Origin of the sequence: Parapedobacter brassicae, from assembly GCF_051400755.1 — a bacterium.
Classification (GTDB): domain Bacteria; phylum Bacteroidota; class Bacteroidia; order Sphingobacteriales; family Sphingobacteriaceae; genus Parapedobacter.
Genome location: NZ_JBLFFL010000001.1, coordinates 412,318 through 434,815, shown reverse-complemented (window position 1 = coordinate 434,815; position 22,498 = coordinate 412,318). Strand labels below are relative to the sequence as shown.

Here is a 22,498-nt window from a genome sequence, read left to right as displayed (position 1 = left end):
GGCAATCAAATCAATAAAAGAATCATCATGAAAAGAATAACATATTTCACCGTTTCGATGCTGGCGCTTACATCCTGCTCGAATGATTTTCTCGACCTTGTTCCACCCACGTCGCTGAGTTCCGCTTCGTTTTATCAAAGTGCAGATCAGTTTGACCAGGCAACAGCCGCCGCCTATACCAATCTAAGGGGAATCGCCTTCATGGGCATCTATATGGACGAAATGCGGTCAGATAACACCTTCTTTACGCGCTATGCAGCCGATAGGGGCTCATTCGTCAGTGCCGAAGCTTATCCGGAATTCAGGGACAACAGCACCACCAGCCAGTCGCCCAATTCGCCGGGTAACCGCTACGGCAACGCTTACCAAGGTATTTCCAAGGTCAATACGATACTAAGCCGGCTGGAAAACGCGCCGTTGACAGCTGAGGAGAAGGATAGAATCTCCGGCGAAGCGCTGTTCCTGCGGGCGTTTTATTATTACGATCTGGTGCAGCACTTCGGTGGGGTACCGCTCCAACTGAAGGAAATCGTGACGACGGACGAAGCTTTTATACCCCGGTCTACAGCTGCTGAAGTATACGACCAAATCGTTGTCGACCTGAATACCGCTATACCGTTGTTGCCTGTCGCCGCTACATTTCCGCAATCCGGTAAGGCAACAAAAGGTGCCGCCAAAATGCTGCTTGCCTATGCGTACCTGGCTAAACCTACAAAGGAAGCCGAAAAGGCAACTGCCGAACTTTTGGATATTACCGAAATGAATTACGGATTAATGGATAATTATGCCGATGTGTTTGACCCGGTACATAAAAACAACAAGGAATCCATATTCGAAGTGCAATACAAGCAGGGCAACGAAGGGCAGCACAGCGATTTCATCTGGCGGTTCATTCCAAAGGCCACCAACCCTGACTTTATTCTTGGCGTAAACGGCACCAACGCCAGGGGTGGCTTGGCCAGTGGCGGCTGGAATGTACCCACCCAAGAGATGGTAGACTCGTATGAAGCAGGTGACCTGCGGTTGCCGGCGTCTATAGCAATAGCCGAAGGAGCAGTCGACGACAACGATGTAATGACGATCACCGCTGTCAAAAGTCCGGTAGGTTATGAACCCACACCAGGTGTGGGCTACCAGTACTTCATTCGGAAATACCTACATCCGCCATATCAAGTTGAATTCAATACGGACAATAACTGGCCGGTTTTCCGGTATGCCGGCGCACTGCTCCTATTGGCAGAAAGCCTGGTGGCTCAGGGACGCGAAGCGGAGGCATTGCCCTACATCAACCAAGTTAGGCGGCGGGCGAACCTGGAGGAGCTCAGTTCGGTAACGGCGTTGGATGTTGCCAATGAAATGCGGCATGAACTAGCGTTTGAAAACCACCGTTGGATGGATCTGATACGTACTGGGACGGCTATTGAAACTATCCAAGCAAAGGGCGAACGTATGAAAGCGCTTTACGGTTGGTTGCTTCCCAATACCTTTGACATTAATGAAAACAAGTTCATCTATGCCATACCTGCCCGTGAGCTGCAGATTAACACCAATTTGACGCAAAATCCGGGCTATTAGGCGTCCTAGTCTAGCCCATCAATGGGAGATTAATTGCTGGATGAAGCAATTGCGCGAAGCGAGGTATGAACAAGACTGTAGCAGGACAGTACAGGACACTGCTTAACGTGAAAGGCAGTAGTATTGTAGTATTGACAATTATAAAACGGTTACGTCGACTGACCAACCTCAACATGTTGAAAGGAGGTATCGCAATGAATAATTAAAACGTTACACCCTTCGTTACCGTTCGGATGAAACGGGTACCTAACCAATTGATGAGATAAACCAATTATTAATTATAACCAAAATTATCATGTATACAGTATTTACTGCAAATAACTGCGGAAAACGGGTGATTTATCCGTTCCGCTGTTTGGTGATGGTGAAAACACTATTGCTATTGGTCCTTGCAGGCCTACAGCTGGCGGTAGCTGGTCCCGGCGAGCCGCGCAGCGCACGGACGAGCAGGACACCCCTGCAAGAGGTGGTCAGCGGCGTGGTGCGCGACTCCCTGGGCAATCCCTTGGAAGGGGTGTCCGTATTGGTGCGAGGCACGTCCCGCGGTGCCGCTACGGATGCCGATGGACAGTTCCAGATCCAGGCGGCCAACGGAGATGTGTTGGTGTTCCGCGCACTCGGGTTTTTGCCGGATGAAGTGACCGTGGGCAACGAGCGAACGCTCCAAGTGGTGCTTCAGCCCGAATCATCGAACCTGGATGAAGTGGTGGTCGTCGGGTATGGCACCACCAAACGGAAGGACTTTACGGGATCGGTGGGGTCCCTCAATCTCGAGAATTCACCCGTAGCGTTGGCGCCGAACATAAATGCCCTTGAAGCCTTAAAAGGCAGTGTCACGGGCTTGAATATCGGAGCCTCCAATACCGCAGGCGGGCAGCCTGCGATGGAGATACGCGGCCAGAATTCCATCAATGGGATCAATACCCCGTTGATCGTGTTGGATGGGGTGATCTTCATGGGTAGCGTGAGCGATATCAATCCCAATGATATCGCCACGCTGGATGTGCTCAAAGATGCGACTTCCGCCGCGGCCTACGGATCGCGGTCTGCCAATGGGGTCATCGCCATCACGACCAAGCGGGGCCGCACCGGTAAGCCGGTGATCAGCTTCAATGCTTCTACCGGTTTCCAACAATGGCAAAATAGGGTCGAAATGCTGCCTGCCGAAGAATGGATAGAAGTGGTCAACGCCAGGAACCAATACACGCCGGGAACAACCAATTGGATGAAGACCGGTGAGTTGGCTAACCGCGAAGCCGGCCGGGAGACAGTGTGGCTGGACGAGATAAGCCGGACGGGTGCAATGCAGAATTACCAAGCGGCCATATCCGGCGCCACGGAAAACATCAACTACTACCTGTCTACCTCCTATGACGATAATAAGAGCATCATCGTGGGCGACCAGTTTAACCGGATAGCGCTATTAGGAAAATTGAATACCAACATTACCAAATGGCTGGAAGTGGGTGTCGACGCTGGTTTTTCCAAACGGGATTATTCCGGTGTGGCGGCCAATATCAATTCGGCACAGATCATGTCGCCCTACGGCGTTGCGTACCGGGACGACCAGGGCAACCTGGAGAAATATCCCTATACCCAATCGTTGGTCAACCCGCTTTGGGGTGTGGATGATGAGACGCGTGACAACGAGGACTTTCTGTTTAACTATCGGTTGAATACGCATGCGGTGGTCAAAGTGCCCTGGGTAGAAGGTCTTACCTATCGGGTCAACTATTTGCTCAACCAGGACGAAACACATTATGGCAATTTTTACTATGAAACCAATTATGTGCAGGAGGGCGAATCACCGGAACGGTATAGTCCAGCCGTGATCCAAGGGCTTTTGACGAATGCGAATGGCAATATTGAAAAACGGAAGGCGAATAGCTATGTGTGGGATAATATCATCAATTTCAACCGGGATTTTGACCGGCACACTGTTGATGTCACGCTCGTGGCCACAAGGGATTTTCTGCATCATGAACGTTACGTCATGACGGGCAGTGACTTCGCTGCCAATGGAAATACCGCGTTAGGTCTGGAGGGACTGCATAAAGCCACGGTGCAGCGCATCGATTATGACGGGACAAATCTGAATAGTATGTCGACTCGGAATTACGAACGGGCGAACATTGGTTATCTGGGGAGGATAAACTATTCGTTTGATGATAAATATTATTTCACGGGGTCATATCGCCGTGACGGGGCCTCGGTATTTGGTGTAGATAATAAATGGGCCAATTTTTGGGCGGCCGGTTTGGCTTGGCGGATTACCAATGAACCGTTTATGGCATCGCTTAGCGTGTTGGATGACATGAAACTCAAGTTTTCATGGGGGCAGAATGGTAATCAGGGGCTTAATCCATATGGCACCTTATCGGCTGTGGCCAATGCGGCAAGTGGCGGGGCACGTTATGAATTTTCTAACGAACCAGGACGGGTATATTATGGATTGTATCAAAATACGCTCGGCAACACCTCACTTGGCTGGGAAACGACCTCATCCTGGAATGCAGGATTTGAATCGACTTGGCTCGGCAGTCGGATTTTCTGGGATGTAGATGCCTACTTTGCCAAGACCACCGACCAGATCTTTACGCGGAATATCCCGGTGATGACAGGCTTCAAAACTATGTTCACGTCTATGGGGCAGGTAAACAATACCGGTTTTGAGACCACGGTGCGGACCATCAACATTCAAAAACCCGACTGGAACTGGAGCACGACGGTGACCTTCTGGAAGAACTTCAACAAGCTGGTGTCCCTCTATGGAGATGACATTGATGGAGATGGCTTGGAAGATGACGACATTGCCAACAGCTTATTTATCGGCAAATCGTTGGAAGCGATTTATGGCTACGAACAGATCGGCATTGTGCAGGAAGGGGATACCGAATACATCGAGCTGACCGGGGCGGCGCCGGGCGCGCCCAAGTACCGCGATCTGGATGGGGAGCCGGGCATTACGGCGGCAGACCGCAAAATACTGGGGTATGACAAAGAAAATTTCCGCTTGAATTTCAGCAGTAACGTGTCTTATAAAAACCTGAGCCTGTATGTGATGGTGACGGGAACATTCGGCGGCAATAACATGTACATGCGGTCGAACGTCTCGGCGTACATGACCAGTGGCACAGGCCGGTTCAATGACAACACACCCTATATCCCATTCTGGACATCTGAAAACCCAAGCGATGTATATCCATCGGCTATCTTCGCCGGGGATGGGCGCTTCCTGGGCCTGCAAAGCCGAGGATTTGTACGGGTGCAGGACGTCACGTTGGCCTACACCTTTGACCAGCCCTGGCTGCAGGCCGCGCGAATCGGATCTTTGAAGGTGTTTGCCACAGCGAGGAACCTGGCCACGTTTACGGACTGGTTCGGGGGCGATCCGGAAGTGGGAGCTACTATCCGGGAATCAGATACTGGCGATGCTGCCCGTCTACCGGTGGCCTCTACCTATTCCCTGGGCGTTAATTTGAGTTTTTAATCATTAGCATATTACGGACATGAAAAGAAATATAATATATGGTTTCAGCACGGTGGCGGTTTTGCTGCTGGGCTTCGTAGGATGCGAGCCGGACAGCGAGTTCCTGACCGAAACACCGCCTACGTTTTATACGGTGGACAATGCCTTCAGCACGTCTGCGCAGATCGACCAAGCGGTGGTGGCCATTTATTCCCAGCTTCGGGATCTGTGGGCCAATCCAGCGGAGGAAGGCTGGATTTTTGTGTTGCGGGGCAATGGTACCGACATGTTTGATGTGGCCAGCATCCGGCGCGGTGCGTCTTTCAACAATTACGGAAACATCAACCCGGATAACGGCACGTTCTACAATATATACAGCACGTGGTATCAGATCATTGCCAAGGCTAATCTGGCGATATATGCTGCGGATTTGGAGCATATATCCTGGTCTACTCCCGAAGAAAAGGCTTATACTGTGGCTCAGGCGCGGTTTTTCAGGGCATTTGCTTACCTCAACCTGGGCGAATTGTTCGGTGGCGTGCCCATCGTGACGGAGATCACCACTGAGCCGAAGTACGATTTTGCGCGTACTACACGGGTAGAAACCTACCAGTTTGCCATCGATGAGTTGCTGGCCATTGAAAATGACCTGCCTCCGACAACTGCCGAAGGCGGACGTCTGGTGCAAGGCGCGGCTCAGCACATGCTATCCAGGGCGTTTCTTGCGCAGGGAATACAACTTGCCGCTGATGGAGACGCGGGGGCTGCGCAGGCGGCATTCAATCAATCCGTGTCCAATGCCGATAAAGTGATCAACGGGGGCACGTTTTCATTGATGAAATCGCGGTTCGGCTCGCGGCAGGAGGAAGAGCAGGGCAATGTGTACTGGGATTTGTTCCAGGAAGATAATGTCAACTACCAGGACGGGAATACCGAGGCGATTTGGACGTTACAGATCGACTACTCGGCCTACCGTGCGGAAGATGGCCGGTCGAAGCTGCCGTATTCCCGGACATACAGTCCGGTGTTCCGCGATGGCGCGCCTGCGCACTTGACCGGCACATTGGAAGATGTCGGCGGCAGGGGCATTGCCCAGATGATCCCGACGATGTATACACGGGACGAGATCTATGCGGATCAGTGGGCAGACGATTTGCGCAACTCCGATATCGTGTTCCGCCGCACGTTTATCGGGAATGTCGCCTCATCTCCATACTATGGACAGCCGGTGCCTTGGGAGGTGATCTACAATGGAAGCAGCGATGCGGCCACCAACAAAAACAATCAAAGCTTATGCTATCCGGTATCCTGCAAAATCGCGACGGACCGGTATACGGGGGTAGAGGATGGTGAAAACATGAGTAATCTCTTCCGCGATGATTACTTTATCCGCCTCTCGGAGACCATCCTGTTGCGGGCAGAGGCCAAACAGCGGCTGGGTGATAAGGGTGGTGCCGCCACCGACATCAACCTGCTGCGCGAGCGGGCGCAATGCGCCTATATGGTCACCGCTGCGGATATGGACGACCAGTTCAGCCTGATTTTGGATGAACGTGCACGGGAATTGATATATGAGGAAAGTCGCTGGAATACCTTGCTGCGCATGGGCGGGACCACCGCTGTTGACCGCATCCGCCAATATGCGTTCTGGCCGGAGGCGCAGGCGACGCTTACATTTGATTATAACCTCTGGCCCATCCCCAATACCGTTATCGACACGAACAAGGATGTGCCGTTGGCGCAGAATGAAGGATGGCAAAATAGGTAAGGATGGTTGGTTTTAGATTACTGTTAGGCTGGATTTGGCTCAGCATTGGTCATGTAGGTGCTGCGGATACGACCGCAGCGCCTACCGGGCTGATGACCAACCTGCTGACGAGACCTGAACGGTCGGTCATCACCACGTTAGCACCGACGTTTAGCTGGGTGGTGCCCACGTTGGAAAACGGCGATTATCAGACCGCCTACCAGGTGCTTGCCGCGTCCTCTCCGGTACTCCTGAAGGCCGGTAAGCCGGATCTGTGGGATAGTGGCCGGGTCACGGAACGCAATGCGTTGCACATCGCCTATGCCGGGGAAAAGCTTGCACCCCAAATGGCGTACTATTGGATGGTGAGGGTGTGGAATAAAAGCGGACAGGTGTCTGCCTACAGCGCGGTTCAGCGGTTCAATATCGGGGATGCCCTGCGGGATAAACGCTGGCCCGGCGAAAGCCGGTGGGTGAGGCTCGATACAGCACAGGAGAATGGGTTGTGGACGTTCGAAGATCGCCCGCCTGTTCAGTACCATCCGGCTGATCCCATCAGATTGACACGCCGAGCGAACGGTACTTGGTTTGTCGCATTCGAAAAAGCCGGATTTGCCAATGTGGCGCTGACACTGGATTGGAAGGCAAGGCCTGGTGAACGGAAGGATACAACGTTGACCGTACGTGTGGGCGAAAAAAATGCCGGAGATTCGATAGACGCTAAGCCGGGCGGCGGTGTGATTTACCAGGAATACGCGTTGCCCATTAAGGAAGGGACGCATACCTATCCATTGGATATTCCGCGCTTCGAGGCGCACTATCCCCATAGCCAGACCATGCCCGAACACATGATGGAGGTGATTCCGTTTCGCTTTTTGGAAATCGCCGGAGCCGATTTGGACCTGTCGGTCGTTTCCGCGGAGCAGTTGAGCCTGCATGTGCCGTTTGATGAGGAGGCATCGTATTTCGTCAGCAGCGACAGTGTGCTCAACAAGATTTATGACCTGTGCCGGTATTCGGTCATCGCCAATACGTTCAACGGGGACTATGCCGCCAGCCAGCGGGAGCGGATGATGTATGAGGCCGATGCATATATTCACCAACTGGGACACTATGCGGTGGATCGTGAGTTTGCTACCGCGCGGTATAGCCTGGAAAACATGATCTACCATGCGACATGGCCCACCGAGTGGATATCGCACTCGATCATGATGGTCTGGACGGATTACCTGCATACTGGCGACAAACAGGTGATCCTGAAAAATTATGAGGACATCAAACCGAAATTGATGACCGCGCTGACCATGCCCAATGGATTGATATCCACGACGACGGGCCTGGTTACCGAGGAGTTCCGGAAATCCATTTTCTTCAACGGCGAAACGTTGCGCGATATCGTGGACTGGCCTCAGCGTTCGGCGGCGATACCCGAAGGCGGGGAGACCGATGGCTATGTCTTCACGGACTACAATACCGTGGTCAATGCGTTTCATTACCACACGTTGAAGTTAATGGAAAACATGGCCCGCGCCATTGGGAATGATGCGGATGCCCAGCGGTATAAGAACATGCATGTCCGCCTTTTCGAGATTTTCCAGCGCCATTTCTTTGATCAAAAACAGGGTATTTATACGGATGGGATCGGAACCGATCATGCGTCCCTGCACGCCAACCTCTATTCCTTGGTGTTTGGCTTGGTCCCCGAAAAAGAAAAGCAGCGGGTGCTGGATTACATCAAGACAAAAGGGATGGCTTGTGGCGTCTACGGCGCTAATTATTTGTTGGAAGGCTTGTTCGATGCGGGAGAAGGCGCATACGCCATGTCGCTTTTGACGTCTAAAAGCGACCGGAGCTGGTACAATATGCTGCGCGTGGGCGCTACGATGACCACCGAGGCCTGGGACAATAAGTATAAAAACAACAACGGCTGGAGCCATGCCTGGAGTGCTTCACCCGCACACATCCTGCCGAGAAAAGTGATCGGGATCACGCCGGCGGCTCCGGCGTTCAAACACGTGACCATCAAGCCGCAGCCGGCCGGACTGGCCTGGGCCAAGGCACAGCTGCCGACGATCAGCGGACCGATAGCGGCGGGGTTTGACGTACAGCAGCATGGTTTCGTGTTGACGGTGTCGTTGCCGGCTAATGTCACCGCGGATGTCTATTTGCCGATTCCCGAGGGTGTGGATGACTATCGCCTGTCGCAGAACGGCATAGCGAGCGAAAAAGCAAAGAAAACAGCCAATTACGTACTTTTGAAAGATGTAGGTGCCGGAAGGCACGAATTTAAACTGAGTTATTAATGCACAAATTTCGATTATCACCTGTTTTCTTGTTAGGCTTATCAAGCATCGCGCTGGCGGTACATGCCCAAGACATCCAATTGCTCAACTTAAGCGTGGATCACCTGCAGTACGCCGATTTTCAGGTGGTCAATGGGTATCCGGCAACGGGCAGTCCTAGCGGCGCCGGTCAACACGTTCGGATAGCCAATAAACAACCGGCATTGGGATGGGAACTGACGGGCGCGAAACCGGGCGCGGCGCAATCCGCTTACCGCATCTTGGTATCGGATAACCCCGACAGCGTGGCCGATGGTGTTGGCAACATTTGGGACTCCGGCAAGGTGGACGACGATGAATCTACTAACGTGCTGTACCGCGGGCAGCCGCTGAGGCCCAACACCGCCTACACGTGGCGGGTGATGGTGTGGGATGGGGAAGGGAAGCCGACTCCCTGGTCACCCATCAGACGGTTTTGGACGGCGGATACCCTTCAAGATTATCAAACCGCATATTATCCCTTGCAGAAAACAGATGAAACACCTTCGCGGATGGTCCGGGTCGGGCAGGCGCTACGGGTGGATTTTGCCCGGGCATCCTTTGGGCAGCTGCGCCTCACGTTGGTTTCCGATCGAGGGTGGGATACGCTGACCGTCCGGCTGGGCGAGGCCCTCAATGCGGATGGCAGCATCAACCGCAAACCCGGAGGCACGATTCGCTATGCCGAATATCAAGTACCCTTAAAACGCGGCAGGCATACCTATTTCCTGCAATTCAAGCCCGATAGGCGCAATACCGGTCCGTCCGCCGTCAGGATGCCAGCATATATCGGTGAGGTGCTGCCGTTCCGGTATGTGGAGGTGGAGGGCTACAAGGAAGAACTGGCAGCGACCGATATCATCCGCTCCACGGTGCATTACCCCTTTGATGACTTTGCCGCGCATTTTGAGAGCTCAGACACCGTGCTGAACGCTGTTTGGGAGTTATGCAAATACAGCATGAAGGCGACTTCCTTTGCGGGCATTTATGTGGATGGAGACCGCGAGCGCATCCCTTACGAAGCCGATGCCTACATCAATCAACTCAGCCATTACGGTGTCGACAGGGAATATAGCCTGGCTCGCCGCTCGCATGAGTACCTGCTCCGCCATGCGACCTGGCCTACCGAATGGATACTGCAATCCGTACTGATGGCCTACAACGATTATGTGTATACTGGCGACGTGCGCTCCGTGCGGACGCATTACGCGGATCTGAAAGCCAAGTTGCTACTGCCTTTGCGCGAGACCAACGGGTTGATCAGTACCAAGAGGGGGAAACAGACCCCGGCGCTCATGAAAGCCATCCATTACCAGGGCGATTCCCTGCGCGACATCGTAGACTGGCCGCATACCGGTGGCTTTGGGATGGTGGGCAATGGGGAAACGGATGGTTTCGTGTTTACCACCTACAATGCGGTAGTCAATGCCTTCCATTACCGGGCGCTCCGGAACATGGCTGAGCTTGCAACGACTTTGGGTGAGGATGACGATGGGGAGCTGTTCGGCAAAAAAGCGGATGAAACGTACCGTGCATTTCAAACCCTGCTGTGGGACAGGCAACAAAAATCTTATCGGGACGGTGTTGATACCGAGCATGCGTCCCTGCACACCAATATGATGGCCATGGCCTTTGGTCTGGTACCGGAAAAAAATAAGAAAGCGGTGATGGATTTTATCCGTTCGAGGGGACTGGCGTGCAGCGTGTACGGCAGTCAATTTCTGCTGGATGCGGTGTATGAAGCGGGCGATGGGAATTACGGGCTGTCGCTACTGGCCTCGCAAGCCGACCGCAGCTGGTACAACATGATCCGCGCGGGAAGCACCGTGACCATGGAAGCATGGGATAACAAATACAAACCCAACCAGGATTGGAACCACGCTTGGGGTGCAGTGCCCGCCAATGCCATTCCGCGGAAGCTGATGGGGGTGGAGCCGCTGCAACCGGGGTGGGACACCTTCCGCGTGCGGCCGCAGATCGGATCATTGGAATGGGCGACCATTAAGGTGCCGACCATTAAGGGAAGCATCATCCTTTCCTGTAAGCAAAGCGACTCGGCATACGAAATGCAGCTGACGGTGCCGGGGAACACCTCCGCTCGGGTAGAATTGCCGCTGTCAGCCAAGCGCAAGCCACGGATAACAGTAAACGGGGAGCCTATAAAGGCCGATGAAGTAAATGGATGGCTGCGGCTGCCGCCGCTGGCAGCGGGGAGTTACGAGGTTGTGTTTTAACCACATCTCTCTGGATATGCCCAAAATTTAGCGTGTCCTTTCAGCCCGTCAAAGCGTCCGGCTTGGCTGCTGATTGCTTCATTCGCAGCCCCATGCCATCCCTGCTCAGACGGCTTTCCCGGATATCCGTCAAGGCACCGGAATCCGGACGTGAGGACATCTGAAGCCAGAGGCGGCACTGAGCAGCAAAGCATAGGCAGTACCGACCGTACCAGCAGTAGGCAAGTGTATTGCAGAAGTGCAGCGAAGCGGAACGGCTTCAATACACGCCGTACAATGCTTTGCAAACAGGTGCAACGGAGGCTTCCAGACCGAACGCCTGGTTCCGGGGCTGCTTATTTTCGGGGTAAGTCCAGTTACATCTAGCTCGGATGTATCAGGTAAGCACAGGATACGGCTATCTGCCATTCTCATTATCTTGCGCTTGATTATAAATCTGAAGCAAAATGATGAAAAAGCGACACGGCGTTTTAGCCTTGGTTTGTGTAATTGGAATGATCCATTGGACGTTCGGGCAACAGGCGGAGACCCGGAGTGATTCGGCGGCAAGGGACGAGCGTGTGCACGAATACCATTCGCCCACCCGTGTGATATGGCAAGCAGGGAGTGTCACGAACGAGGAGCAGTTACTTAAACCAGGCAATGGTCAGGCGGACTTGACCAACGCGAGTATCTCCGTGCTGAAAAATAGTGGAACAGATACCGCCAGTATCCTGCTGGACTTTGGTCAAGAATTGCATGGCGGACTGGAAATCGTGACGGGTATGTGGGCACCGGGGAATATTCCCCGCAACGTGCGCATCCGTTTTGGCGAATCTGCAAGTGAGGCGATGGCCGAAATCGGCGAAAAGGGCGCCACCAATGACCACGCCATACGTGACTTTCGTCTACAGGTGCCCTGGCTGGGCAAAATACAGATCGGGGAAACGGGCTTCCGCTTTGTGCGCATCGATCTGCTGGATGCCGATGCCGAACTGCACTTGAAAGAGGTGCGCGCCATCTTTACCTATCGGGACATTCCCTATTTGGGATCGTTCAAGAGCAATGACGAGCGCCTCAATCAAATATGGCAGACCGGAGCCTATACCGTGCACCTCAACATGCAGGCGTATTTATGGGATGGTATCAAACGTGACCGTTTGGTGTGGGTGGGCGACCTGCATCCGGAGGTGTCAACCGTAAATAGCGTATTTGGCTATAATGAAGTGGTGCCCAAAAGCTTGGATCTGGCCAGAGACGTGACCCCGCTACCGGGCTGGATGAGTGGCATCAGTACCTATTCCATGTGGTGGATCATCCTGCATCGCGATTGGTATATGCATCACGGCGATCTGGATTACCTCAAAGCCCAGCAGCCCTACCTTTCAGCGTTGGTCCGGCAGATTGTTTCGAAGATCGGACCCGATGGAAAAGAGTTGATGGATGGCAACCGCTTCCTCGACTGGCCATCCAGCGAAGACCCGGCGGCCATTCACGCCGGTTTGCAGGCGATGACGATCTGGTCGTTAGCCACCGCCGCTGAACTGGGCGAAATGATAGGTGATCAGGAAACCAAGCAAGTCGCGGAAGAAGCGGTTCGCAAACTACGGCAGCATGTGCCGCCGATGGGTCATTCCAAGCAAGCAGCCGCCTTGTTGGCCTTGGCAGATATGGTGCCCGCGGCAGAGGCTAACGAACAAGTGTTGGCCGTGGGCGGCGCAAAAAACTTCTCCACGTTCTATGGGTATTACATGCTAAAGGCCATGGCCAAAGCGGGGAACTATCATGGTGCGTTGGATGTCATCCGAAGCTATTGGGGTGCCATGCTGGACTTGGGCGCTACCACGTTTTGGGAGGACTTTAACCTCGAGTGGCTGCCCAATGCCGCCCGCATCGATGAGTTGGTACCGGCAAATCAAAAGGATATCCATGGCGATTACGGTGCGTACTGCTACATCGGGTTCAGGCATAGCTTATGCCACGGGTGGGCATCCGGACCTACCGCCTGGCTTACCGAGCATGTACTGGGAATCAACGTGATCGCTCCGGGCAGCAAGGAGATCGCCATCGATCCCCATCTGGGCGATCTGGAGTATGCGGAAGGAACATTTCCGACACCTTATGGCGTGTTGTATGTGAAGCATACCAAGCAACCGGATGGACGTATACACTCGGAGATCAAGGCGCCCAAAGGGGTCAAGATTATTCAGGTTAAGGATTGACATGCAACGTATCGCATTCAAGATGAAGTTGATGCCCGGATGTCGGGAAGAATACAAGAAAAGGCATGCGGCGATATGGCCCGAATTGGTTGAGCTATTGAAGGCGCACGGGGTAAGCGATTACTCGATTTTTCTGGATGAGGCAACCAATACCTTGTTCGCCGTGCAACAGGAAGCGGGGCAATCGTCGCAGGATTTGGGGAATCATCCCGTCGTGCAGCGATGGTGGGCCTATATGGCCGATATTATGGAAACCAATGCCGACAACTCGCCGGTGAGTATACCGTTAACCGAAGTATTTTACCTGAAATGATGGATTCTCTGCATAACCCCTTATCTTTAATGCGCCAAACGTATGAGCGAAATCATGAAGCCCGAAGCGCTATTAGACCATATTCACATCAACGAGTACTCTGCCACCCCTAAGTATTTGCAGCTGGCCAATGCGATTGTCAACGCTGTGGAAGCAGGGAAGATCAAGAAGGACGACATGCTTCCGTCCATCAATGAACTGAGCTACGTATTGGAAATATCGCGCGATACCGCCGAAAAAGGGTACAAGCACCTCAAGCAATTGGGCGTACTGGGGTCGGTCCCCGGAAAGGGGTATTACATCACCAACGCCGAATTCCGGCGTAAGCTGCAGATCGTATTGTTTTTTAACAAGTTGAGTGCCCATAAGAAAATCATTTACGACGCATTTGTAGAAGCCATCGGCAGCGATGCCGCCGTTGATTTCTACATTTATAACAATGACCTCTCGCTGTTCAGGAAATTGCTGCAAAACCTCCGGCAGGAATACACCCATTACGTCATCATCCCCCATTTTATCGAAGGGCGGGATAAAGCCGCCGAAATCATCAATACCATCCCGAAAGATAAATTGGTGCTCTTGGATAAGTTGGTGCCGGAAGTGGATGGGGAATACGCCGCGGTATACGAAGATTTCGAAAAGGACATTTACAACGCCTTAGACCAAGCACGGGAGCAGCTCAGCAAATACCACACGCTCAAACTTATCTTTCCCGACAAAAGCTACTTCCCCAAGGGTATCATCAAAGGATTCTATCGGTTCTGCCAGCAGTATGCGTTTAATCACCTATTGGTGGGCGATATTTCCGAGGAACCCATATCAGCAGGGGAGGCCTATATCAACCTGATGGAAGACGATCTGGTGAAATTGCTCGATCGGGTAATATCCTTGAAATTGAAGATCGGCAAACAGGTGGGCATCATTTCGTACAATGAGACGCTCCTGAAGAAATTCATCCTCAACGGCATCACTACCGTATCCACCGACTTCCGGCGCATGGGAGAACTCGCCGCACAGGTGATCCTCGATAACGCCAAACGGCATGAAAAAGTGCCGTTTTACCTGACGCTGAGGTCTTCTATTTAGTGGCCGGTAGTCTGTGACCTGTACTCACCACCGATCACCGTTCCACCGGAAACTGTTCGATCACGCCGGCGACGACGTCAGGCAACTTATTGATGGCCTTTTCCGGATTATTCACTTCACCCGAGCCGCGGGCCTGCCAGATGACGGTATTCGATTGCCGATCCCGGGCTTCGATGATGACGTGGCCAGCCCGGTAGCGTTCTTCACCGACGGGCCGGTTCCATGCTCCCCAGCCGTATCCCCAGCCAGCACCCCACATCCAGGGGTTATACCCCCACATCCCCCAAGGACCCATTCCGCCGTATAACGGTCGACTTTTATTGTTGACAATGGCAATATACCGGAAAAGCAGGTCCGGGTTGTCTTTCGAATACTGCAGACCCTTGGCTTCCAGCTCCCGGTTGGCGGTCTCCATGATGTTTGCGCGGGCAATATCATTGTCAAAATACGATTTGGACAATGAGTCTACCGGTGGCAACCACCCGTATGTCCGGTACTGTGAGAAATCGGTGCTTTGGATCTTGGTCGTGTGATATTGGTAAGACGAGCAGGACGCTAGTACCCACAGCGGGACGAAAAATAATAACAGCCTTTTCATGGCGTATATCTCCTTATATTAATTAATCCCTAATGATAATAAGCTTACCATTATTAGACATATCAAAGGAACGATGGTTTAATCGGAGGCTATGGATATTTGGCTACCAGGGGCATGGCCCTGCCTACGCCAAAGGCCTTGCTGCTTACGCGCAATATCGGCGGGGCTTGGTAGCGCTTGAATTCGGCTTTGTTTACCAGGTTCAATACACGGTGTACCAGCTGCTCATCAAACCCCAGCGCGATGATCTGCTCCGCACTCTTTTCATTTTCGATGTACTGGAACAATACCGAATCCAGCAACTCGTATTCCGGCAGGGAGTCGCTGTCTTTCTGGTTCGGCCTCAATTCGGCCGATGGGGCTTTCGTGATGGTGTGGTGCGGTATGATGATGGTATTACGGTTGATATAGCCAGCCAACTTATAGACCTGGGTCTTGTAGACATCGCCGATGACGCCCAGCGCCCCGGCCATATCGCCATATAAGGTACCATACCCCACGGCGGCTTCGCTCTTATTGGAGGTATTGAGCAGGATGTAGCCCTGTTTGTTGGAAAATGCCATCAGCAAGGTGCCGCGGATGCGGGCTTGGATGTTCTCCTCCGTTACGTCGGGGGCCAATCCTTCGAATGCTTGTGCAAGGCTTTGGCTGAATGCATCAGCCATGGGCTGTATGGGCACGGTTTCATGGTGGCAACCTGTATTTTGCACCAGATCGAGGGCGTCCTTGATGGAATGATCGCTGGAATACGCCGAAGGCATGAGCACGGCCAGCACATTTTCCGGACCGAGCGCCTCGCAGGCCAGCGCCGCGACCACTGCCGAGTCGATGCCGCCGGACAGGCCCACTACAGCCTTTTTAAAGCCTGATTTGCAGAAATAATCGCGGATACCCATGACCAGCGCCTGATGGATCAGCGGCGTGTCCAACGGTCCCTCGATAGCGCTTACCTCATGCAGCGGGGTGAGGGTTTTGCCGGTGAGCTCGTAGCACTTAAAGTCCTCTGCAAACGAAGCCATCATGTCTACCAGTTCACCGGTATGAGACAGCATGAGCGACCGGCCATCGAAAATGATGTCGGCATGTGCGCCCACTTGGTTGAGGTATAGCAGCGGTACGCCGGTTTCGCGGGCGTGGGCCTGCAGCACCTCCATCCGCTCCTTGAGGTGATTATAAGAAAACGGAGAGGCAGCAATGTTGATGATGATATCGGGATGCTCTTCCCGCAACGCGTCCATGGGATTCCGGCGGTATAACTTCGGTGTGGCAATATTCCAAAGGTCCTCACAGATGGTCAGCGCTATTTTTTGGTTATTAAAAATGACACACGTGAAGGCATTGGCCGGCTGGAAATAGCGATACTCATCAAACACATCGTAGTCGGGCAGGAGTCCTTTGTGTACCACCTGCTGCACGGCACCATCCGCAATGAACAGCGCAGCGTTATACAAGGGCTTGCCTTTTCCGGTGGTGTTGCGTATGGGTGCGCCGATAATGCAGGCAATCCCATTGCAATGGGTGGCGATCTCAGCGACGGCAGTCTCGCAGCGGTCCAGGAAAGCCGGTGAGCGGAGCAGGTCTTTGGCCGGATATCCGCCGATGGCCAGCTCGGCAAATACCACCATATCGGCGCCGCGATCCTTTGCCTCTGTGATGGCCCAGATGATGGCCTCGTTATTGCATTCGAAGTGACCGATGTGGTAAGTGAGCTGTGCTAAAGCGATGATCATGTCGCGTATTGCTGGTAACCGTTAGAAAAAGATGCCGAAATTAAACGCCACATACGAATTGCGGGGTTCGCCTTGCTTGATCACCCGCGTAAACCCGTTGTTGAAGGTCAGGCCGGTGACCATCACCAGGTTGTGATCGAGCTGCCACTCCACCCCGCCGCCGATTTGCAACGCTAATCGGAAGAAATCGGCATCATCGCCAAGGGAGGTACGGGAAGAAGCGCCGGGCATCTTTTCTTTGGCGTTGAGCTTCAATCCGCCTGTAAAACCGAACTGCCCATAGTAGCTGCGGAAGTACCGCATGGTGCTTTTCAGCTTGAGGGATAGGGGGATTTCGGCGTACTGCAGCCGATAACTGTGGGTAAGGTCGGCACCGGGTACGGTGTTTGCGGTAGGGTCTGCATATTCCATTTCGCTATTCAGCGTATTGATCAACAGCCCGGTAGAGAAATAGTAATTTTCCGTGAAAGCAAAGTCGGCAAGCAAGCCATAGGCATACCCCAATTTTGGACGGCTCTCATAACCATCCGCATCGCCGTAGCGCATCCAGCCGAGATGAGGCGAAAACGTAATGCCTAGAGACACAGGTTTATATTGATAAACCGAACTGTTGTAGTCCTGGGCCATACCACGTTGGTGGTTAAGCATCAACAATAAAGGTAAAAAGGAGAATAGTATTGTTTTTTTCTGCATATCAATCTACTTATCCGCGTTTCATCAAAACCCATCAAAATCCTTAACTTCGTCGTCGGCTAAGGAACAAAAATGATGCTCAAAATCCGCACTTCACAAATTTATAGCTTTTTTTTGATTGTGATGCTGTGTTCGTGCAATAGACGCGAACGGGTAGACGTCAGCCATATCGATATAGCCATCCGCATCGAACGCTTCGATCAGGCGCTGGATAGCCTGGGGCCCGGCAATATCCTCCAGAAAAACCGCGAATGGCTTCACCGCTACGGCTATTTTTATGCCGATTACATGCAGCACATGTTGGAAGCGGGCAATCCGCTGGATAGCGTCGGGCTGGCGGCGGTGTTGCAGGAGGTAGTGGCGACCGATGATTTCAAGGCGTTGAAAGCCAGCGTCTACGAAACCTATCCCGATATGGCCGTGCAGGAAGCCGGGCTGACCGATGCGTTCAAGCACCTGAAATATTACTTCCCCCAGATCGATATCCCGCGGTTTATCGCCTTCTTTTCGGGGTTTGCCGTACAGACTCCCATCGGCGAAGATTACATCGGGATCGGGTTGGATATGTTCCTCGGAGCCGATTCCAAGTTTTATCCCGCGCTGCGGAACAGCATTCCCCATTACCTTTCGCAGCGGTTCACACCGGAAAACATCGTGCCGCGGGTGACGGAGAGTTACATCCGCGAAGAGCTGTACCCGCAGGACGAGCTGGATGTGACGCTCCTGGCGCATATGGTATACCAGGGCAAGGTGTTATACGTGATGGACCAAGTGATGCCGACCGTGCCGGACAGTCTCAAAATCGGATACACCAGCCAACAGCAGGAATGGGCCAACCGTTTCGAACGCGATATCTGGGCATGGTTCTTACAGGAAAACCTGCTGTATGAGGCCGATTATAACCGCATCCAGAAGTACCTCGGTGAAGCCCCCTTTACGCCGGAGCTTGGAGAGCAAAATGAATCCGCTCCCAAACTTGGTGTGTTCATCGGCTGGCAGATCGTTCGGAAATACATGGAACGGCACCCCGAAACCACGCCGGAGGAATTACTGGGTATCACCGACGCGCAGGCGGTGCTGGAGGGGTCGAGGTATAAGGGGAGATAAAAAAAGCCCGCAAGGAGTTGCGAGCTTCCAATGAAATATCAAAATCGTTTACTTATCCAATACCTCGACCTCAAAATCAAGTGAAAAAAATTGAGGTATGGTGAAGTTGCCATATTGATCTCTCCCTCCGGTAACTCCATATCCTTGTGAACTTGGCACAAAGAACCGAATTTTACCACCTTTGTTGATTAATGGAATGACCTTCGACCAAGCGACAATCGTACCCCCAGCCAAATCGAATTCGGCATCAGTGCCCGAATCGATAACCGTAGCCGCCGAATTTTTAAGGGTATAGTTAACGTTGACGGTCGAATCGGCGGTGATCGCATCGCCGTCGCCTTGGTCGATGATATGGTAATAAATGCTGTCCTCGGTCTTGGTGAAGTCTTCAAGGTTGAGTCCGGCTTTGGCGATCATGTTTTGGATTACGCCGTCTTCATAGGCCTCAAAATTATCATGCACGGTCACCACATAGTCCAATGACGCGTTGGGCGGGATGCCTTGGCTGGGCACGCCGTTGCGGCCGTACATGAGCCGCGAGGGTACGATGATGCGGATTTTTCCGTTGGTGTTTTGCAGGATTTCACGGATGACTTCCTTGAAATCGCCCGGGCGTTCCACCGTGGGGGTGCCAGCAGCTGACGAGCCGAAAGGAAAATAACCGAAGTAATCGGCGTAGCGGTTATTAAAGCTCATGGTGTCACCGGAGTTATATACCCCATCCAGGCTTTTCACCGTATAGACCACCGGATAGGTCTTGGTATAATCGATCGGATTGCCGGTACCTTCCTCCAACACCTCATAAAACAGATCGGTATCCTTGTATTGGCTGACGTTGAGATTGTTTTTCTGGATATATTCGAGGATATTGGCATTGTCCAATTCCTCAAAAGATTGGTATTCTTTCTTTTCGCAACCCACGAAAAAGGCAAGAGCTGCGATGCCAATAGTTACAATACGGGAAGTCGATTTGATCATTGTTGCCGGTATACGATTATAGTGCGTTTAATCAATTGGTGCCAGACGCATCTGGTTCCTGGATATCATGGACCGTGATCTCGAAGTATAACGGCGCATTTGCCGGAATCGATCCTTGACCCTGATTTGCGTAAGCCCACCGTGAAGGGGTTACGATGCGCACCACCGCGCCTGCCCCTAAGCCGCTCTCCGTGATGCCGCCAAATTCGGCCGGTTCTTCCAGTAACTCGCCGTCTTCACCGTAGATAATCTCTTCGGGGAAAAAGATAGCCTGCCAGGCCAGAATGACACCCGCCAAAGACATTTTCACGCCGCCTGCGGTATCATCGGAATCAAATTCGGTATCGGAGTTGACCAACCGTCCTTCATAATTGACCCATACGGCTGGTGCCTCGATGGCATTTTGGCTTTCAATCACTTTGTACTGGTAAGACGCGGGATCGCCCGGTTCAATGATTTCATACCAGATGCCCGTACGTTCGTGAAACAGCGGGTTATCCAGGTTTGCCATGGCGTAGGCTTCGATAATGGGTTTTTCCAGTTCATACTGCGCCGCAGCATCGAAACTATCTTCTTCCTTAAGACACGAAGAGAATGCCGATACCACCAACAACCCCATTACAAATACGTTTGCTTTTTTCATTTTAATAATTGTTTTTTGCGGCAATGATGCTTGCATGAGCCAGCGGCAATCTTTTTAAGCGGAAACTCATGCAGGTTTCATAGTTTTACGCGTCCAACTTCGCAAGTCGCAAAGTTATTTAAATAATCTGATTAATTAGTTCCTTAACACTTTTTAACAAAATACGGGAGTAAAGGTTTGTTTAACACCTTGAAAACCAGTAAGCCATAAAGTTTGTCATAAGTAAACGAGACGGTGTCAAAGATTGCTACAATAGATGAGAAATAATGGAAGGAACACCTCCAGAAGTCCCGCGTCATCCGAGCGCCAGGGTCACGTTGGTCGGAGCGGGTCCCGGCGACCCCGAATTGATCAGCCTCCGCGGGGTCGAGGCGCTGCGCACGGCCGATGTGGTACTGTATGATGCGCTGGTCAGCAAGGAATTATTGGCGTATACCTCCGAGGGATCGCTGCAGGTCTTCGTAGGCAAGCGTGCGGGCAATCATGCATTCCCGCAAGCGGAGATCAACCGGATGTTGGTGCAGTATGCGCAGGAGCGTGGCCATGTCGTGCGGCTGAAAGGCGGCGATCCTTATGTTTTCGGTCGCGGCAACGAGGAACTCCACTATGTGCGTCAGCAGGGACTGCCGGTGGAGGTGGTGCCTGGCGTATCCAGTGCGTTGGGCTTGGCGGAAGCCCATGGCATACCGCTTACCGCCGAGGGGATCTCCGATAGTTTTTGGGTGATCACCGGGGCGACCAAAGATGGACAGATGGCGGAAGACGTGGCGGTCGCGGCCCGCAATGACATCACAGCCGTCATCCTGATGGGCATCAATAACCTGGGGGAGATCGTGGAAACTTACGTGCTGGAAGGAAAAAGCGACGTACCGGTGGCGATCATTCAAAACGGCTCCACGGCCGGTGAGCGGATTCTGTTTGCCGAGGTGGGCACCGTGCTCACCGAAGCCAAACGCGCGGGGATCGGCGCGCCCGCGGTCATCATCATCGGCCGGTCGGTTAGCCAGCATAAGAGTGACCTCATGGCGTGGCTCCGGTCAACCGGCGGCATAACCGACTTCGAGGGATAAGGGATGCGACACACCCATATGCGCGCTTTTTGGGAGCGTTTTCGGAGAAGGGTTGACCACCAAGAGGTGGCAGCTTTGCCAGTCCACCTGCATCGTTGCCAGCTGCGCTAGGTGAAGTATCGTCTCCTGGCCGTCTCTACTGCTGTATAATACGGGGGTGTGCGCATGGCGACGGGCAGCGACGGCGCGGAGCAGCCGCGGCATATCGCCTGTCGGGGGGTTGACCGCGATGAGGGTAGCCTGTGTCGCTGCGACGTCTTCCCAGGCCGTTAAGGTCGCGGGATCGCCGGTTTGAGCGGCAGTCCCCCGCCATACCCAGAAACTTTCGTTGCGCCCCCGCACCGTGAGCGGAAAGGTGCTTGCCCCGCTCACGCGGATCACGTTGCTGATACCCGGTACGATTTCCACGGCGAATCCCATCGCGCTGAACAGCATCAGCTCAAACCGTTCCCTTTCCGGACTGCTGTCGCGTTCCTCTGTCAGCCGCGCAAGCCGGATGCCCGGATGTGCCGCCTCGTGTTGAAGGTATCGCAACACCTCGTCCAAACTCCGGGCGACCGAGCAGTGTTCCCCGATATGCCGCAATACGTCCGAATCCACATGTTCGTCCATCCAAATGACATCGGCGGATTGAATCCGCTTCAACGCTTTTACCGTAATGAAGCCCGCGTCTCCGGTATTTCTAAGTATCGAGCAATGCATTTCATTAAAATTTAAGTAAAATTACGTATAT

Annotated in this window: 16 protein-coding genes; 10 read left to right on the top strand and 6 right to left on the bottom strand. The window is 53.0% G+C overall.

Annotated features, from left to right (window positions below):
* The first annotated feature begins 27 nt into the window (after positions 1-27).
* From ACMGDE_RS01865 to ACMGDE_RS01830, 8 genes are all read left to right on the top strand, one after another.
* Positions 28-1,575, top strand: a complete 1,548-nt coding sequence (locus ACMGDE_RS01865; RefSeq protein WP_436831051.1) for a RagB/SusD family nutrient uptake outer membrane protein — start codon at positions 28-30, stop codon at positions 1,573-1,575.
* Positions 1,576-1,870: 295 nt separating this feature from the next.
* A complete protein-coding gene (locus ACMGDE_RS01860; RefSeq protein WP_436831050.1) occupies positions 1,871-5,065 on the top strand; it encodes a SusC/RagA family TonB-linked outer membrane protein in 3,195 nt (1,064 codons plus the stop codon).
* 19 nt (positions 5,066-5,084) lie between these two features.
* Positions 5,085-6,812, top strand: coding sequence for a RagB/SusD family nutrient uptake outer membrane protein (locus ACMGDE_RS01855; RefSeq protein WP_436831049.1), 1,728 nt, complete (start codon positions 5,085-5,087; stop codon positions 6,810-6,812).
* Between the two features lie 2 nt (positions 6,813-6,814).
* Positions 6,815-9,094, top strand: a complete 2,280-nt coding sequence (locus ACMGDE_RS01850) for an alpha-L-rhamnosidase-related protein (protein ID WP_436831048.1) — start codon at positions 6,815-6,817, stop codon at positions 9,092-9,094.
* Entirely contained in the window at positions 9,094-11,346 is a 2,253-nt protein-coding gene (locus ACMGDE_RS01845) for an alpha-L-rhamnosidase-related protein (RefSeq protein WP_436831047.1), read from the top strand. Before ACMGDE_RS01850 ends, ACMGDE_RS01845 begins: the two co-directional genes overlap by 1 nt.
* A gap of 446 nt (positions 11,347-11,792) precedes the next feature.
* Positions 11,793-13,547 carry an alpha-L-rhamnosidase-related protein gene (locus ACMGDE_RS01840; protein WP_436831046.1) on the top strand — a complete coding sequence of 585 codons (1,755 nt, stop codon included), beginning with the start codon at positions 11,793-11,795 and terminating at the stop codon, positions 13,545-13,547.
* Position 13,548: 1 nt separating this feature from the next.
* Entirely contained in the window at positions 13,549-13,860 is a 312-nt protein-coding gene (gene rhaM, locus ACMGDE_RS01835) for an L-rhamnose mutarotase (RefSeq protein WP_436831045.1), read from the top strand.
* A 54-nt stretch (positions 13,861-13,914) separates the two neighbouring features.
* Positions 13,915-14,946 carry a GntR family transcriptional regulator gene (locus tag ACMGDE_RS01830; protein WP_436831773.1) on the top strand — a complete coding sequence of 344 codons (1,032 nt, stop codon included), beginning with the start codon at positions 13,915-13,917 and terminating at the stop codon, positions 14,944-14,946.
* 34 nt (positions 14,947-14,980) lie between these two features.
* Here ACMGDE_RS01830 and ACMGDE_RS01825 read toward each other — a convergent pair whose 3' ends face one another.
* The 3 genes from ACMGDE_RS01825 to ACMGDE_RS01815 all read right to left on the bottom strand — a co-directional run bounded on the left by ACMGDE_RS01825 (position 14,981) and on the right by ACMGDE_RS01815 (position 17,922).
* Complete coding sequence (locus ACMGDE_RS01825) at positions 14,981-15,544, bottom strand: DUF4136 domain-containing protein (RefSeq protein WP_436831044.1); 564 nt, start codon at positions 15,542-15,544, stop codon at positions 14,981-14,983.
* 89 nt (positions 15,545-15,633) lie between these two features.
* The gene (locus tag ACMGDE_RS01820) at positions 15,634-17,274 is read right to left on the bottom strand and encodes an NAD+ synthase (protein WP_436831043.1); all 1,641 of its coding nucleotides are present in this window, start codon (positions 17,272-17,274) and stop codon (positions 15,634-15,636) included.
* A 21-nt stretch (positions 17,275-17,295) separates the two neighbouring features.
* Positions 17,296-17,922 (bottom strand): outer membrane beta-barrel protein, encoded by a 627-nt coding sequence (locus tag ACMGDE_RS01815; protein WP_436831042.1) that lies wholly within the window; start codon positions 17,920-17,922, stop codon positions 17,296-17,298.
* Positions 17,923-18,039: 117 nt separating this feature from the next.
* Between ACMGDE_RS01815 and gldB the strand changes: the two genes are divergently transcribed.
* Positions 18,040-19,074 (top strand): gliding motility lipoprotein GldB, encoded by a 1,035-nt coding sequence (gene gldB / locus ACMGDE_RS01810; RefSeq protein WP_495911613.1) that lies wholly within the window; start codon positions 18,040-18,042, stop codon positions 19,072-19,074.
* A 48-nt stretch (positions 19,075-19,122) separates the two neighbouring features.
* Here gldB and ACMGDE_RS01805 read toward each other — a convergent pair whose 3' ends face one another.
* Positions 19,123-20,052, bottom strand: a complete 930-nt coding sequence (locus ACMGDE_RS01805) for an FKBP-type peptidyl-prolyl cis-trans isomerase (protein ID WP_436831040.1) — start codon at positions 20,050-20,052, stop codon at positions 19,123-19,125.
* Positions 20,053-20,083: 31 nt separating this feature from the next.
* Complete coding sequence (locus ACMGDE_RS01800) at positions 20,084-20,695, bottom strand: FKBP-type peptidyl-prolyl cis-trans isomerase (protein WP_436831039.1); 612 nt, start codon at positions 20,693-20,695, stop codon at positions 20,084-20,086.
* Between the two features lie 266 nt (positions 20,696-20,961).
* On the opposite strand from ACMGDE_RS01800, the gene cobA reads away from it, so the two are divergent.
* Complete coding sequence (gene cobA / locus ACMGDE_RS01795; RefSeq protein WP_436831038.1) at positions 20,962-21,765, top strand: uroporphyrinogen-III C-methyltransferase; 804 nt, start codon at positions 20,962-20,964, stop codon at positions 21,763-21,765.
* Here cobA and ACMGDE_RS01790 read toward each other — a convergent pair.
* On the bottom strand, positions 21,733-22,467 hold the full coding sequence (locus tag ACMGDE_RS01790) for an SAM-dependent methyltransferase (RefSeq protein ID WP_436831037.1): 735 nt from the start codon (positions 22,465-22,467) through the stop codon (positions 21,733-21,735). The two genes, cobA and ACMGDE_RS01790, sit on opposite strands and share 33 nt — an antisense overlap.
* Between the last annotated feature and the right edge of the window lie 31 nt (positions 22,468-22,498).